This is a genomic window from Paenibacillus lactis (assembly GCF_017873605.1).
In the GTDB taxonomy this organism is placed as follows: Bacteria; Bacillota; Bacilli; order Paenibacillales; family Paenibacillaceae; genus Paenibacillus_AQ; species Paenibacillus_AQ lactis.
Genome location: NZ_JAGGKI010000018.1, coordinates 25,694 through 40,816, shown reverse-complemented (window position 1 = coordinate 40,816; position 15,123 = coordinate 25,694). Strand labels below are relative to the sequence as shown.

7 protein-coding genes are annotated in these 15,123 nt (G+C 54.7%); all 7 read right to left on the bottom strand.

All coding sequences use genetic code 11. From position 1 onward, the window contains the following. Window positions 1-351 precede the first annotated feature (351 nt). Entirely contained in the window at window positions 352-3,672 is a 3,321-nt protein-coding gene (locus J2Z18_RS24460) for a glycosyl hydrolase (RefSeq protein WP_312889673.1), read from the bottom strand. After that, a complete protein-coding gene (locus J2Z18_RS24455; protein WP_376773074.1) occupies window positions 3,659-5,719 on the bottom strand; it encodes a glutaminase family protein in 2,061 nt (686 codons plus the stop codon). The genes J2Z18_RS24460 and J2Z18_RS24455 overlap by 14 nt, the downstream gene beginning before the upstream one ends. A 258-nt stretch (window positions 5,720-5,977) precedes the next feature. Beyond that, entirely contained in the window at window positions 5,978-7,639 is a 1,662-nt protein-coding gene (locus tag J2Z18_RS24450) for an extracellular solute-binding protein (protein ID WP_210095492.1), read from the bottom strand. Between the two features lie 82 nt (window positions 7,640-7,721). After that, window positions 7,722-8,618, bottom strand: coding sequence for a carbohydrate ABC transporter permease (locus J2Z18_RS24445; RefSeq protein WP_028404292.1), 897 nt, complete (start codon window positions 8,616-8,618; stop codon window positions 7,722-7,724). Between the two features lie 12 nt (window positions 8,619-8,630). Further along, window positions 8,631-9,554, bottom strand: a complete 924-nt coding sequence (locus J2Z18_RS24440; protein ID WP_007131396.1) for an ABC transporter permease — start codon at window positions 9,552-9,554, stop codon at window positions 8,631-8,633. A gap of 170 nt (window positions 9,555-9,724) precedes the next feature. Further along, window positions 9,725-12,841: an alpha-mannosidase gene (locus J2Z18_RS24435; protein WP_034272513.1), complete on the bottom strand. Its 3,117-nt coding sequence runs from the start codon at window positions 12,839-12,841 to the stop codon at window positions 9,725-9,727. Window positions 12,842-12,866: 25 nt separating this feature from the next. Continuing rightward, the gene (locus J2Z18_RS24430; protein WP_028404291.1) at window positions 12,867-15,092 is read right to left on the bottom strand and encodes a hypothetical protein; all 2,226 of its coding nucleotides are present in this window, start codon (window positions 15,090-15,092) and stop codon (window positions 12,867-12,869) included. Window positions 15,093-15,123 lie beyond the last annotated feature (31 nt).

Sequence of the window (15,123 nt, the reverse complement as noted above, 5' to 3'; positions counted from 1 at the left end):
GAAGACGTCCTTATCGAACCATCGATAAATCTGCAGATTGCTGCAGGTCGACTGGTGGCGGGTTTTTACGTTAATCGAATCACAGCAGGCTATTCATATACAGAATATGAATTCTGGAATAGGGATTTGGAGATTTTAAAGATTAAGTATCTATACTATAAGGATCTTAATAAACAAATTTACATATAATATATTATGTAAACTCATATCCCCAAACAAATGACCTTATCGATTAACGATAAGGCCTTCTTTATATTTGAAACTATGGTTGACTATCCTTTCAATGAGAGTCATCCCTCTTTGAAACAAGGTTTGCGAGGAAATCTCCTGATCGCTCCTCCGTCTATGAACCTACGATTGCGAGGAAGCCTCCGCTCTCCGCCGGACCAGCTTGACCTGTCCAAGCACGCCGGAAGGCAGAGCTTTTTTGCCGTACACATTTTCAAGCGTATTCGCAACTTCAATGCGGAAGACATGATCCCCCTGCTTCATATAAGAGGTGATATTCCAGCTGTAGGGCGGCCACAGCCGGACGCCGGCATCGTGCTCGTTCACGTACAGCCGCGCTGTCTCCCGAATATCCTCGGCCTCCAGCCATATTTCTTCATCCGGAGCAAGGTCCTTTCCGGCAATCGACAGCTGCTGCGAGTAACACCCGATTCCTGCGTAGTATGGATAACCCGCTTTGCACCAGTCGCCTGACAGCAGCTCTGGCTGAACGGTTAACGCGTGACCATGGGCCGCAAAGGGGCCGATTAGAAATGCCGGAAACGAAACAGCTGGCATGGGCTCAAGCAATGAAACCGTCAGCACCTCGAGCACATTCTCCCCCTCCGTTAGATGCGAGGTGATGTCGACTGCCGAATAATATGGATCTTGCCACCGGGATGGCCGCAAGCCTTCCTGCCGAGCTCCGTTGACAAAAATTTCGATATTTCGGCGGCGCTGCAGGAACCCGATATGGGACGGAATGCGCTGGTCCACATCGTCAAGGATCAGCTCAATGAACGGCTGGCTCGCTGTGCGTGCAGGATCAAGTGTATGCTGGCTTTGTTGTTCATGCGAGCGCCGTGCGTCCCGCAGCCAATCGATCAGCTCTGCAGATAATGTAAAGGTCGTACGGTACGTATTCACTTGGCCCGGCATCGCTGCATTCATCCGCGACTCGCGGTCATTCAGCGTGACCATCCACCGATCAAGCAGGAGCACGTTAGGATCATGGGTCTGGAAATGCCAAGAATCTCCCAGCAACCGCTCGCCGGGTATCCTAGAATCTATAGAATGTTGGGCATCGATTCGGCCATCAATCCGAACATCAGTTCGATCTCCCCATTCTGTGCCTCGATCGGTCGGAAACGAAATCACGCGCAGCTCCCCAGGCGCCAAGTGCAGCTCGGCATGGTTCGTCAGGCAAACAACGCTCCCGCTCTCCAGATCCCACAAGCGTAGTTCATCGCTGCGGCGGTCACTGCAGCTCATCCGGACCGTTACGGCGCGATCTGACCAATTCAGCAACCATGCGAAAGGCATACCCTCTCGATATCGTTCCACCATGATGACATCCTCTCGGCTCCCTGCAGTCACATCCAAAGACAGGTTAAGCTGTCTGTACAACATCGTCCGAAGAAGAGAACAAACGTTCTCGAAACACTCTTCTTCGGCATTCCGGTCATTTCCTGAAGCAGCTGCTTCGTCATGATCCGCGCCGGCCAGGTCGAAATATACCGTGACCCCTTTTCCGACCGTGTTAACGACACCATGATGAGATGCCCCGAACAAAGCGTCCATATGACGCGTGACTTCAGGATCGTGCCGCTGGTATTCACTATGCTGCGGAATGGCGCCAATCGCTATTAAGGCTCCACCTTCCGATACGAAGGACATTAATCGTTCCGCTATATCTCTCGACATCACTTGTAGTCCCGGAAGAATCAGTATCCGATACCCGTCCTCCTGTCCCGCAAAGCAAAATCCGCTTCCTTGCACGATCTTTGCTACGCGCAATTGACACTCATCGACATAATCATAATCCAGCGAATGCCGAAGCAGACGATCCGACAGCAAGGAGAAGTATCGGTCGCAAGCCGGATGCTGGTTCGATTGTCCTGATACGAACATATGGTCGTATACCGTGTGGATCGGTGACAACATGAGAACTTCGGGCCGCCGTTTTGTATAAGCCCCGAGCAGGCTGAGGCGCCCGATGTAATCAGCGAAGCTGCGATAATGCGGCCAATGCGGCGCATGATAAAATTCCGTCGGCGGAAAATCCGTTTTTCGATAGCCGGCAAAGGAATAATAGAACGCGTGCGGAATGAATAGATTGACGCCCAGAAACGCCATAAAATTCGCATCCAGCCGCCGCTCTCGCATGGAGTAGGCATGACCGCTTGCCCCGAAGGACTCGCATACGACCCGCTCCTTGCCTTCCAGCTGTGCCACGGATGCCGCCGTCTTCACGGACACGATCCGATGCGGATGATCCTTGGTGCCGATACCCGGCGTCAAATAATCAACGCCCGTGTAATGAAACTGCTGCATGACGCGGGTCTGATTGCCTTGGGAGCGGGCTTGGCCCCACACGGGCTCCTCCAAGGTATGGCCGATGTACAGCAGGCCCTGCCGCTCGCACCAGGTGCGGATCGCTGCATGATAGCCGCCGACATACCACCTCGTAATCGTCTCATAATACTGCTGACGAAACGTCCGGCTCCCATCGGCCATGCCGTACAGCAATGCGCCCAAGTGCGGAATCGGATCATACCCGTTCTCTTCCCGGAACCGCTCGACCATGCCATGGGACCAGGCAAACACCATCCCCGGCAGCGTTGCTCTCACGTTATGGACATCCGTCCGGATTGCTTCCACGCCGAAGAAGCCGTCATGAATCATGAGTCCCGGCTCGTCGGTAAACACGCCTTGAATGGTCTTCCCGTACTGCTCCTTCAATCGCAACAGCGGCTCGTATGACATCCGGATAAATGCTTGAACCGCCTCCGGATTCAGCGTATCCAGATAATAGCCTTGCGCGAAGGTCATTCCTTCGGCAATCTCACAGGACCAGCACGCAAGGATCACGTAGGAATCGTCGGTCTTAGGAACCCATTCCTGGTTTAGCAAGCCGGTGATGTTCTCGGGATTGCTGCACAGCAGCCACTCCCCTTCCCGTTCAATCGCGCGGTAAGCCAGAATGTCGATAAGTTCTTGATGCTCGTAAGAGGTAAAGTCTAGCTTCAACGAAGCCTGCGCCCCGCCTCCTAGAAGTCTTCGCTCTTCAACGCGAAGGTACCGCATGCGATATTCCGGATACTGCCGCGTCAGCTTGCCGCCGACCGTTCCGCTCGGCCAGTTATCCTCATCGTAAAGCCATACCATCATGTTTCGTTTGCGGCACTCCTCCGTACAGAACTCCAGCGCATCCATGAACTCATCCGATAGAAAGCCCGATTGCATCCCATGCCGTGCATGCAGCACGACCCCGCCGACGCCCGCCTCATGCATGGCCTCAAGCTGCCGCTCCAGCTCCGGCTTCTCCAGCCTATGGTTGAGAAACCAAAAAGGCTGGGGACGGAATATGGCGGCGGGATCCCGGAACTGCGCTTCTAATGAATCGCCCCGTATTGGTGCTCGGCCAATATCCTGCATGGTATCGCGTGTTCTAAACTCCTGCACCTTGATCACCTGATTTCATTAATGTCCGGTTAGCTGCCGTTCGTTTTGAAAGCAGCAAAGGCAGGAAAAAGCCGCCCACGACTGACCGGTTCTGGAAATTCATCTGCTTTCCGGATTTCGTATCATACCAATCCGTGATGGGAACGCGGCTTTCCGTTTCGTTCAGAAAGTCCCAGAACGGAGCGATCAACCGTTCAAACTGCGAACGGGTTCCCATCGAAGCGCTCCAAATGAGCCAATCCGCCTTGGTATACGTCTCGCGGCTATCCAGCGGCACGCCGTATTGATTCTGCTGCTTCAGATAATGCTCAACCTCCTTGACGGCAACCTCATCCGGGAACAAGCCAAGCTCCAGGAGCCGGTCCCACACAAGGTTGTATTTCAGACTCCAAGATTCGACCGGGCTGTCGAAGGTAAGCTTGTAGTGATCCCCGGCGTCCGCCATGGACAGCCACTCGCTGGCCATTGCCTTGGCCGCTGCCAGGTATTCTTCGGCAGACTCATCCATACCTAGCAGGCTGCACATTGAGGCATAGGCGCCGATTCCGACAATCGCTTTGATCGAGAGGTTGGCATTGTGGGCGAGATGCCCGGCAAAGTCATCGGTACAGAGCTGATTGTCCGGATCAAGCCCATGCGCAAGCAAATAACGGGCCCACTTGGACAGCAGCTCCCAGTTCTCCTTGGCAAAATCCCCGCTGCCCTCGTATTTGCAGACGGCCGCTGCCATCAGCAGCATATTGCCGCACTCCTCGATCGGCATCTGGTACTCCAGCTTGTTCTCGCCGTATACCTGACCGTTGGCTTTCGGATACGTGCCCACATCGTGCGGGGCAAAATCAAATGCCCATTGGCCGCTTCCGGCATAATCGAAGATCGGACGCATCATCCCCTTGACCAGTTCCGGATTATACTTCAGGAAGAGAGGCATCGACGGGTAGCTGACATCGACGGTGGCGATGCAGCCGTTGCTGAAATTTTCTTTGGAGAAAAATAAGATCCGCCCCGATCCGTCCGTGACCAGTTTATGAGCCGCGATCGCTTGCCGGTATGCCAATGCCGCGATATCCCTGAACTGTTCGCCGCCCGCTGCGGCGCATTCTCCCAGCAACTCATCGCTAAAGGCTTGGCAGCGCTGCAGGATATCCTCATATTCGTCCGCAGCCGAGAGCAGCATCTCCTGAAAGGACGCCCCGTTTCGCTTCCAGTAAGCATCCAGCGGCTGATGAAAATATTCAATGGAATGCACATCGTCATAGGCGAGCATTAGGAACTGTGACACAGGCTCGGCGTCGATGCGCCCCATATCGACTTCGGCTGCGAGAACCGGCATATTTTCCCCGGCAGGCCTCGGTTTAGCTGCATCATCGGCAACCGGGAGCTCGCCGGTTCGAAGATACGCTTCCCTTCCAGCTGCGGAATGAATGGCGCTTCGAATGCGCTTTGATTTAGGATACGCTAGGTACATGTAACCCCAGTCGATTCGCGTATCATCCCCGGCGCGCTGCAGTACCGGCTGGGCTACAGTTCCGATCGACAAAGCGGACAAACGTTCCGATTGCTCGTGACGTTTCCAGGTGACGACCTGATCCGTGGTATGGACACACCACTCGCTGGTTACATCTAAATAAATTTTTACTTGATGGGATTGACCGTCAATGGACTTCGCCTGAAACGTGACATAGGTGACGGTACGGGACAAAACATCCAAATCATCCGGCAGCAGCGGCGATGTGAAGCTAACCTCCAGACGGATGCCTTCACCTTCGAAGGTGTAGCGGGTCGTCAGCGGCTCAACGGCAAGCCCGATTTGCTCCAGCACCTCCGGTTCCGCCGGACCCGACGGTTCATCCTGCAGTCCGACCCGTCCCATGAACTTCCTTGGTTTGCCGTCGATTAGGATCAGGCCGACCATACCGCAGCGTTTATTCGTCCAATGCCGGATATGGTCGTCATACAGATGATCGGCTGCCGACCACGCGCTAAAATACGGGTCAATCGTGACCAGCGGCACGGACGGCGGTCTTAAACTTGTCTTCATGTTCATTTCAGCTCCCTTTGTTCCGATATTTGGCGGATACAACATGAACCCATCTTGCAGGAGATGCAAATTGCAGCATAAATATTATCCTAACAGTTCTGCATGGCATCCGAATTTCCTTTGAATGAAACGGGCTTTTATGCGAAAGACTTCGCAATCCTTGATCACAAAGACAGCGAAGCCTGTTTATTCTCCCGCAAACCTTTTGTATTCGAGTCCAACCGCTAAAGATTTAGCAAATGAGTGCTTGTACCAAAACTGCGGCTAGTTCGGCATTTGAACCGTAACGATGTCTTTCCCCTTCAGATTGTCGTTCGTAAACTTCATCGCCTGGTCATACCCGGTATTACGGAGCTGTTCGCGAAGCTCGTTAATGATGCTCAGCGCCGCTTCATCGGATTTGGCAAACACGGCTTCCTTCCAAGCATCGCCCATCCGGTCCATCGACGGCTTGAGCATTTCCCACTCCGGCGCTTTCGTGATCACATCGCCCGGATTGTAGGCCGTGATCACGTGAATGCCGTTTGGCCGAAGGATTTTTCGCGCGTTTTCCATCGCGGCTACCCGCTCCTGATCGGCCCAGATGTCGCCGCCGGCGGCCGAATTGATCCGGTCCAGTCCGGTAAGCGATTCCAATCCGATGCTGATGCCCTCGTTTTTGCGGAGCTTCATATTCGTATCCGTGCTGAACTTGTCGAACCATTCCTGAATGGCAACCGGCTTGCCGTCCTTCATCTCCCAATGAACGCCCTCTACGCCGTATCTGGCAAGCATGAAGCCTTCATCCGAAGCCATGAAATCCAGGAACTTCAGGGCTGCATCCACGCATTCGCCCTTACAGTTCTTCGTAATGGCCGTCACGTTATTGCCCTGGATCGCCAGGTCCACCGGCCGGTCCGGCTCAACGTCGGCGCGCTCCAACGGACCGAGCGGGACGAACTCGCTGCCCGGATGGGCGGATGCGTACTCCTTGGAGGCGTCAAGAATGGCCGGATAATGCGCCGCCAGAATCGCGATGCGGCCTTGGTTGATTTTCTCCTTGGCGATCGGGTCCGTCTGCGTAAACGTCTCCGGATCCAGCAGCCCTTCCTCGATCAGCTTCCGGTAGAAGAGCGTGTATTCCTCATAGCCTTTCGTAAAAAAGTTATGCTCTACCGTTCCGTCGCCCTTATCGACATAGGAGGCACCCGAATAGAACATCGTGTTGCCGATGCCGACCGCCCAGCCGTTGCTGAACCCGCCGAGCGGAAAGACGGGCTGCCCGTTCTCCTGAAGATTGGCATCCTTGATCTTCTTCAGGAAATTATAGAAATCCTCCTTCGTCTTCACGGATTGAGGATCGACTCCAAGCTTCTCGGCGATGTCCTTGCGAACATAGAAGCCGTATAGCCAATCCATGCCATCCTCGTTCGTGGCCGGCTGGTTTTGCAGCAGCAGATACTTTTTGCCGTCATAGGCATCGATCGCCTTCTCATATAAAGCCGGCGGCACGTTCTCCGGCGCAATCGACTTCATCAGATTCGGATAGTTGCTTAGCTTGTCCGAGATATCCACCAGCTGGCCCTCTTTGGCCGCTTTGATAATGCCGTCAAGCTCGCCGCCCCATGCAGGCCCGGTATAAATGTCGGGCAGGTTCTGCGTCGCAAAAATCTGATTTACCTTCTCCGTCTCGCTGCCTTTCGTATATTCCCACTCCAGCGTGACGCCGGTCTTCTCTTTAATCACCTGCTCAACCGGCGTCATCCCGTTATCCGAACCGCTCGAGCCGTTCCAGTTGTGCAGTATTTTCAGCTTGTATGATGTCTCTCCTTCCTTGCCTTCACCGCCGTCGCCTGTTCCTGGTGTGTTCGTGCAGCCGATCAGTAATCCTCCAACCATGGCGGACATAAGCAAAATGGATGCGCCTTTCGACCAAATCCTTTTCAATCCAATCGCCTCCTGGAATATGGATATCAACTTCGTGAGCATTCTACGCTGCATGCTTGTAATCACGAGCAGGAAACAAATCTTAACCTTTCACCGAACCGATCATGACCCCCTTTACGAAATACCGCTGCAGGAACGGATAGATGCACAGAATCGGGAACACCGTAATGACGAGAAGCGCCATCCGCAGCGACTCGGGTGTTGCTCCCGCTCCGCTTGCCATGCCCACCGTCTGCCCGCCTTGCTGAGATGCCCGCTGCATGGAGTTTGAGAGCGCTTCGGCTTCGGTCAGCATTTCCTGGAGCAGCGTCTGTACCGGTATCAGTTCTTTATTGGAGACATAGTAGGCCCCGGAGAACCAGTCATTCCAATGAGCGACCCCGATAAAGAGCGAAATCGTAGCGAGCACAGGGCCGGACAGCGGCAGGATGATCCGCAGGAAGATCTGAAAATCCCCGTAACCGTCAATTTTCGCCGACTCCTCAAGCTCTTCCGGTATGCCTTGCAGGAACGTCCGGATAATGACGATATGCATGAAGTTATACAGCATCGGCAGGACATACACCCAGAACGTATTGATCAGCTGCAGCTTCTGCAGCGTGATGAAGAACGGAATGAATCCCGCGCTGAAGATGGTCGGCAGAAAAATGTAAAACGTAAAGAATGACCGTCCCGGCAGCGTTTTTTTCGACAGCGCATACGCCATGAGCGTGCACAATACGACATGCAAGAACGTGCCGATCAGCGTGCGCATAATGGTGATCCGGTAAGCCTGCCAGATTCGGGCGTTGTCAAACACCTGGGCGTAATTCTCGAGCGTGAATTTTCGCGGCAGGAAATAAATCGAGCCCATCATCGAATCTTTGCCGTCATTCAACGAATAAGCCAGAATGTAAATGAACGGATAGATCATGGCAAAGCCAACCAGAGCGAGCACCGCATAATTGAATATAGAAAAAAAGGACCACTTGCGTTTCATATCGTCACCTCCTTAGAACAGGGATACGTCGCTGACTTTTCGGGCAATCCGGTTGACCGTCAGAATCAGGATCAGACCGATAATGCTCTGGAACAAACCGACGGCAGCCGCATAGCTGAGCCGCCCTTCCCGGATCCCCGAGTTGATGGCATGTACATCCAGCACGCTGCCTATGCTCGCGGTTGCAGGGCCATTTAATAGAAGGAGCTGCTCGTATCCGGCGCTCATCAGGTTTCCGACCGCCAGGATAAACAGAATGATCGCAACGTTTCGGATCCCAGGCAAGGTAATATGCCACATTTGGCGAAAGCGTCCGGCACCGTCCATTTTTGCGGCTTCATACAGCTGCTGGTCGATGCCCGCAATCGCGGCCATGAATATAATGGAATTCCAGCCGATGTTCTTCCAAATATCAGAGCCGACAATCATCTGATAGAACCATGTCGGGTTGTTCAGGAATTGGATCGGATCGGCACCCAGCATCGACAGCACATCATTCACCGGTCCGCCGTATGGCGTCAAGAGACGCTGCATTAAGGTCACGACGACGATCCATGATACGAAGTAAGGCAGGTACGATAAGGTCTGGATCGTCTTCTTGAACCTGATCTTCCGCACCTCATTGAGCAGCAAGGCCAGGATGATCGGCATCGGAAATCCGATGAGCAGCTTCATCAGGCTGATGATGACCGTGTTGCGAATGATGTCCCCGGATTGATAATAGTTGAAGAATTGCTCGAAATACTTGAATCCGGCCCAGGGGCTCCCAGTGAAGCCCCCGATGAAGGTGTAATCCCGGAAGGCCACTTGGATTCCGTACAGCGGGACATAGGAAAACAGGAAAAACCAAACGATGCCCGGAAGCATGAACAAATAAAAGAGCTTGTGCTGCCATATTTTTTTCCATAATCGGCTGTTTTCCAGTCGATTTTTCATCTTGTATACACCTCCTTTCCCGTCCTTGACCCTTGAAGCCCCATTACCTATCCGAAAGGGATCGACTCCAGGGGCTTCATGGGCTTCATACGCTCATGCGCTTCATGCGCTCCATGCGCTTCATGAACTTCATGCTCTTCATGGGCAGCATACGTTCACGAGCTCATGCGTTAATGACATAATGGGCGGCTTGATGCTATTACTGCCTTCAGTCGCAGCGTGATGATTTCGAACGGCGCAAAGGTGAGGGGAATTTGTGCGCCGTCCTCTAGATCCACCCGGGTGAGCCTTCGTTCCAACAGATCGGCTGTCCAAGCCTCTTCAGCCGCAAATCCGAGCTGCAGCCTTGTCTGGATGCGGGTGCCTGACGTTTCGAAGAGCCGGACGATGATATCGTCCCCGTCCTCGGCTTTCTTGACGGACTCCACCATGACATGCGGGTGGCCCAAGCTTAGGAACGATTTGGGTTCCCGCTGCTTACGAGAAGTTGCCGCCGGATCGGCGGAAGCTTCCGCGATACGGAGCGGGATGTTCAGCTCATACCCTCTTTTGTACACCTCGGCTTGAACATGGTTGCCCAGATGCGGATATAACGAGTAGGTGAACCGATGCTCAGCCTCGTCCGCATCCGGATCGGGATAGGAGCTGCTGCGCAGCAGGTTCAGATCCAGCACATTCCCGCAAGCCCGATGGCCGTACTTGCAGTCGTTCAGCAATGCAACGCCGTAATCCGGCTCGGACATATCGATCCACTGGTGAGCGCAGATCTCGTTTTTGGCGAAGTCCCACATCGTATTGCGATGGGTGGGGCGGCTGATGCTGCCAAATTGGATTTCACACGTGACATGCTCGGATCTCACGTTCACCGGGAAGGAGGTCCGCAGCATTTTCCCCCGCTCCCTCCAATCGACGATCGTCTCAAAATCGATCCGGCGGCTGCCTTCCGAAAGCTTAACCGTCTGCGTCAGCTCGGATTCGCCGAAACGATAGCGAAAGATCAAACCGCTTATCGGCCCCCTATCATAAGGTTGCACATCCATCAGCGATAGCGGCTGTCCGGCAGTAGCGGCATAGTCATGGCGGAAATCCCACGCATCGCCTTCATCTTCATACACATGCAGCCGATTGCCAGCCTCCCCCGGCGGGATAACCTCGCGGCCCGCCTCTTTATCGATAATCGACCGGATGGTTCCGTCCGGATCAAACGTTACGGTCAGCTTGTCGTTCTCCAGCGTTCGTTCATTAACGGAAACCCGGACGGCTTCTTCATATCCGGCAGCGGATTCCATAACGGATGCGCTTGATTCCTCAGGACTCGCATCGGTACTTTCGCCAGCCTCAGGCTGAACGGCAACGGTGATATAGCCCATGGCCGGAACCTGCACCTTTTGCCAACGGCCGCGGATCTCGATCCATTGCTCCCTCTTCCACGGAAGTGAATTAAAGACGACGGCCCTGCACGCTTCGTCATTTGCGGCTATCCGACCGGCCAACCCGGTATACGCTTCCCGAATCATGGCTTCCGTTTGTTCGAGAAGCGCTTCATACCGCTGCAAGGATTCATCATACACGCGCTTGATCGAAGAGCCGGGAAGGATGTCATGGAACTGGTACAGAAGCACTTCCTTCCAAATCGCCTCCAGCGTGTCAGCAGGGTATGCTCTGCCCGTCTCGGCGAATACAAGGACCGAAGCGAATTCCAGCTCCCGCAGCGCCTTTTCCATCATCCGGTTATACCGCTTGCTGCGCGCCTGGCTCGTCAGCGTCCCTTGATGCTTCTCAAGATACAACTCCCCCCGCCAGGTCTGAAGCCTTTCCTTCTCCTCATCAAGCCGTTCGAAGAATCGCCAGGACGGCTCCTGCACGACCGGCGAAAGACCCAGCAGATTCTTCTCCCGCACCAGCCGTTCGAGATGCTCCTCACCGGGGCCTCCCCCGCCGTCGCCAATGCCGAACAGCAACAGGGCATGGCCGGATACGTTCTTATCCAGATATTCCCGTTCTATCTTGGCGATGGACCGCGGGGCAGCCGGGCTGTTGTACGTATCCTCCGGCGGCATATGCGTCAATACCTTCGATCCGTCGATGCCCTCCCATAAGAAGGAATGATGCGGATGGCGGTTATACTCGCTCCAGGACAGCTTCTGGGTCATCATGTAATCGACGCCTGCTTTGCGAAGCAGCTGCGGCAGGCTAGCCGTATAGCCGAAGACGTCCGGCATCCACAGCGACTTCATCTCCAGGCCGAATTCCTGCATAAAATATCGTTTGCCGTACAGGAGTTGACGAACGAGGGATTCACCACCCGGGACATTGGTGTCGGATTCGACCCACATGGCTCCCTGCGGCTCCCATCGGCCTTCACGAACCTTCGTCTTAATCTGTTCGTACAGCTTCGGATAATGCTGCTTCATCCATTCGTACAGCTGGGGCTGGCTGGCGCCGAACACGTAATCGGGATATCGGTCCAGCATGCGGAGCGCCGTGGAAAAGGTTCGGGCTCCCTTGCGGATCGTTTCACGGAGCGGCCACAGCCAAGCCAGGTCGATATGCGCATGCCCGACAGCGCTGATCGTCAGCACCGAATCTCCCCCGCGCAGCATCAGCTGTTCTTCGAGAAGACGCCGTGCATGTTGAATGCGTTCCGGAGACGCAGAGGCAAGCTGTAATGATGCGTCATAAAGCGCTTGGAGGATGCGCTCCCTGCGGGCGCTGCCGCTCGGTAGATGCTCCGCGGTCTCCAGCAGCACTTCGGTGTCGTAATACAAGCTCCTTACCTCTTCATGGCAGATGGCAAGGACCGCTTCTTTGACAGTCCCTCCGCGATATTTCCCGAACAGGTCGTTATTGCCGGCATCGGCCCACACCTCAATCTGATCGCCTTGAACGAACGGCTCTTCAAGCTCGACAACTCGTTTCCCCGGAAGACCGAGTGTGAAATCGAATTCCGAGTTGACGGTTGTTAATCCTTGATATGGTGAACCTTCCCGGTCTACCAGGCAAAGCTCCCCGTTTACGTCAATCAGGAGGACGAGCTTCTTCTTCGGTTCGATCGTCCGGGACGGAATACGGCCTGTGAATCGGAACCAGGCACAATCCCATAGCTCACCCCAACGTTCTCCACGTGCCAGCTTAAACGGCCTCCCCGTCATTCGCTCCTCATAACGCACAGGCTCCGTTGTCACCCAAGCCGTTACATCCAATTCCGCAACCGGCTCATAAATAGCGTCCCGGAGCTTGTTTAGCACTTGCTTTAACCGCTCCAGCCTAATCGGTTCGTATGGCATGCTCCCATTTCTCCTTTCTGCAGCGTCATTGGCTTGTGCCCAGCTCTTGCTCCTCCCAATAGACATGAATCTCGCAACGGTTCTTCGCGCCATGCTCGTAACGCAGGAGCACGGTGCGTGTGGCTGAATCCCATTCCCAGGCAATTGAAGCCGTCCTGCCTTGCGTTGCGGAGACCGGTTGTACCGGACAATATAATCGGGCGGTCGCCTTCAGATTGGCCGGGCCCCGAGCCATAAAGCGAAATCCGCCGGGCACGCCGGTCAAATCTTCTACTCGGGAGGAAGCCGAGATGACAGCGACTTCGCCTTCGGGCGGTCGTCCGGCTTCCACATCGTAAAGCAGTGCTTGTTGCCCCGGATCCAAGCGCACCTCTGTCAGCACGCCGAGCTGAGGATCGAACACATCGACCACCGGTCCCCGGATCACGAGCGGATCGGAGCTAATGGATTCCTCCAGAACGGCGGCAACCCAATATGGCCCCCGTCTAATCTTGTAGTAATTCTTCGGCTTCCAACAGGAATCATCGCCCGATAGAAGCGTGACCGTCTTCTGGACGGACTGGCGCAGCCAATCCGCGCCGGATTTGCTCCTTGCCAGGTCGGACGGGTCCGCCTGCAGCCAGCAGACCGCTCCCTTACCCAGCTGCCGGATACCATCTCCCGATTCGATATCTCCCCAATCAACCGCCCCCAGCTGTTCGAACAGATGTGCGCGAGGAGATCCGTAGGCACGCCCATGATCGCCGCCCTCATTCCACCAATGCCGAATGCCGTGATACGGATCGGAATCGTCCCCTACGTAGATGAGAGCTCCGCCTTCCCGAACCCACTGGGCGATCGCATGGTGGATGTCCGGATATTCCGGCTTCATGAACTCATAGCTCAGCACGAGCACCCGATACGGCGCTAAATACCCAGGGTACCGCCTTACGTTGTCCAGCTGCACCGGTCGAACGGGTATACCGTGCTTCAGCAGCGGGAGTGCAAGACCGTAGAACGGGGAGAAATCCAGCAGCTCGGTATCCCCTTCCTGCTGAAAGCCTTCCGGATCCGTACCGTCATACTTTCCGGCATCCGGCGCGCCTTCCTCCGGCTTCATCCGCTGGAACATGGCCGAATCCGCAATCAAAACGCCGACCTGCAAGGGCTCTCCATCGCTCTCATTTACATCATCGTGCCCCATATTGCCAAGCGTGTGCATGACATTGAGAAGCGTGGTCGCGTAAGCCGTCGGTATCGATTCTTTGCCGGACCCGTCTTCGGCAGGATAGGTCCCTTTAAAGATTCTGCGCGGCCATGGAGCAACCTCAAAATGCGAAACGCCTGGATGTAGAAGCGAAGCGGTTACAGTCTTCAAATAATTCTGTTTATAATCCGCCCAGGTATGGTTCGGATTATCTTCAATCGGATCGTGCAGGAACCACATTCTTCGGTCCGTTCCCCTCACGAGCTCCTGCATAATGCCATACTCAAGGTAAGCGGTTTCAAACGTTCGTTCCTTACGCACCCCTTCGTATACGTTCGGTGTCCGGGAAGTTCCGGTCCAGATTTGGGCGATGTAGCCGTCAACGCCCGGAAGCTCGATTAACCGCGACTGCGGACTGACGATTCGCCACTGTGTATAGTTGATCAGGCTGTGTGTCGGAACATAGAAGCGAAGGACGCGACCATAACGCTTCAATGCATAGTCCTTCATCTCCCCGCATAACCGGTCCAGCACCCGCGTATACAAATACGCTTTCAATTTGGATGCGCGGAATTGTGCGTCGGCGGATGCATGCGGCGAGATCCACGGCTCCTTGTAATACAGCTGCCACTCCCGCTTAAACGCTTCCGAGTATCCCCCGTTCACCCAAAATTCCGGCTCCTCCAAATGAATCGCCTCCACGCCGGCGTCAACGGCGATCCGAATGCGCTCCCCAAGATACCGGCCGAATGAAATGGTCGGCACCATATAAGGAATGACGGGCTTCGTCCCGTGGAGGATCAACTCTCCGCGGCGATCCGTCTGGGCTTCATCCCAATGCGGCTCCCCATCCACCTGGCCGTCCAGATAACTGTTGTATTTCCCCCAAGCCACACCTGTCATCAGGTGTACGATATACCCTTGCTCCTTCCACTGTCGGATGCGCTCCGGCATCGTATCGTCAATACCATAGACCATGACAAAATCCGTCTGCAGATCGTAATCGGGATGATACGGCGCTGATTCCTGAAATCCGGTTCGTTCTTGCGATCGGTCTCTTTGCACGAACAATTCCCTCCTCGCCCATCTTATAGTC

Coding starts and splice junctions, on each gene's coding strand:
- J2Z18_RS24445 (WP_028404292.1), bottom strand. CDS start 8,618: ATGAAACGCAAGTGGTCCTTTTTTTCTATATTCAATTATGCGGTGCTC.
- J2Z18_RS24435 (WP_034272513.1), bottom strand. CDS start 12,841: ATGCCATACGAACCGATTAGGCTGGAGCGGTTAAAGCAAGTGCTAAAC.
- J2Z18_RS24455 (WP_376773074.1), bottom strand. CDS start 5,719: ATGAACATGAAGACAAGTTTAAGACCGCCGTCCGTGCCGCTGGTCACG.
- J2Z18_RS24440 (WP_007131396.1), bottom strand. CDS start 9,554: ATGAAAAATCGACTGGAAAACAGCCGATTATGGAAAAAAATATGGCAG.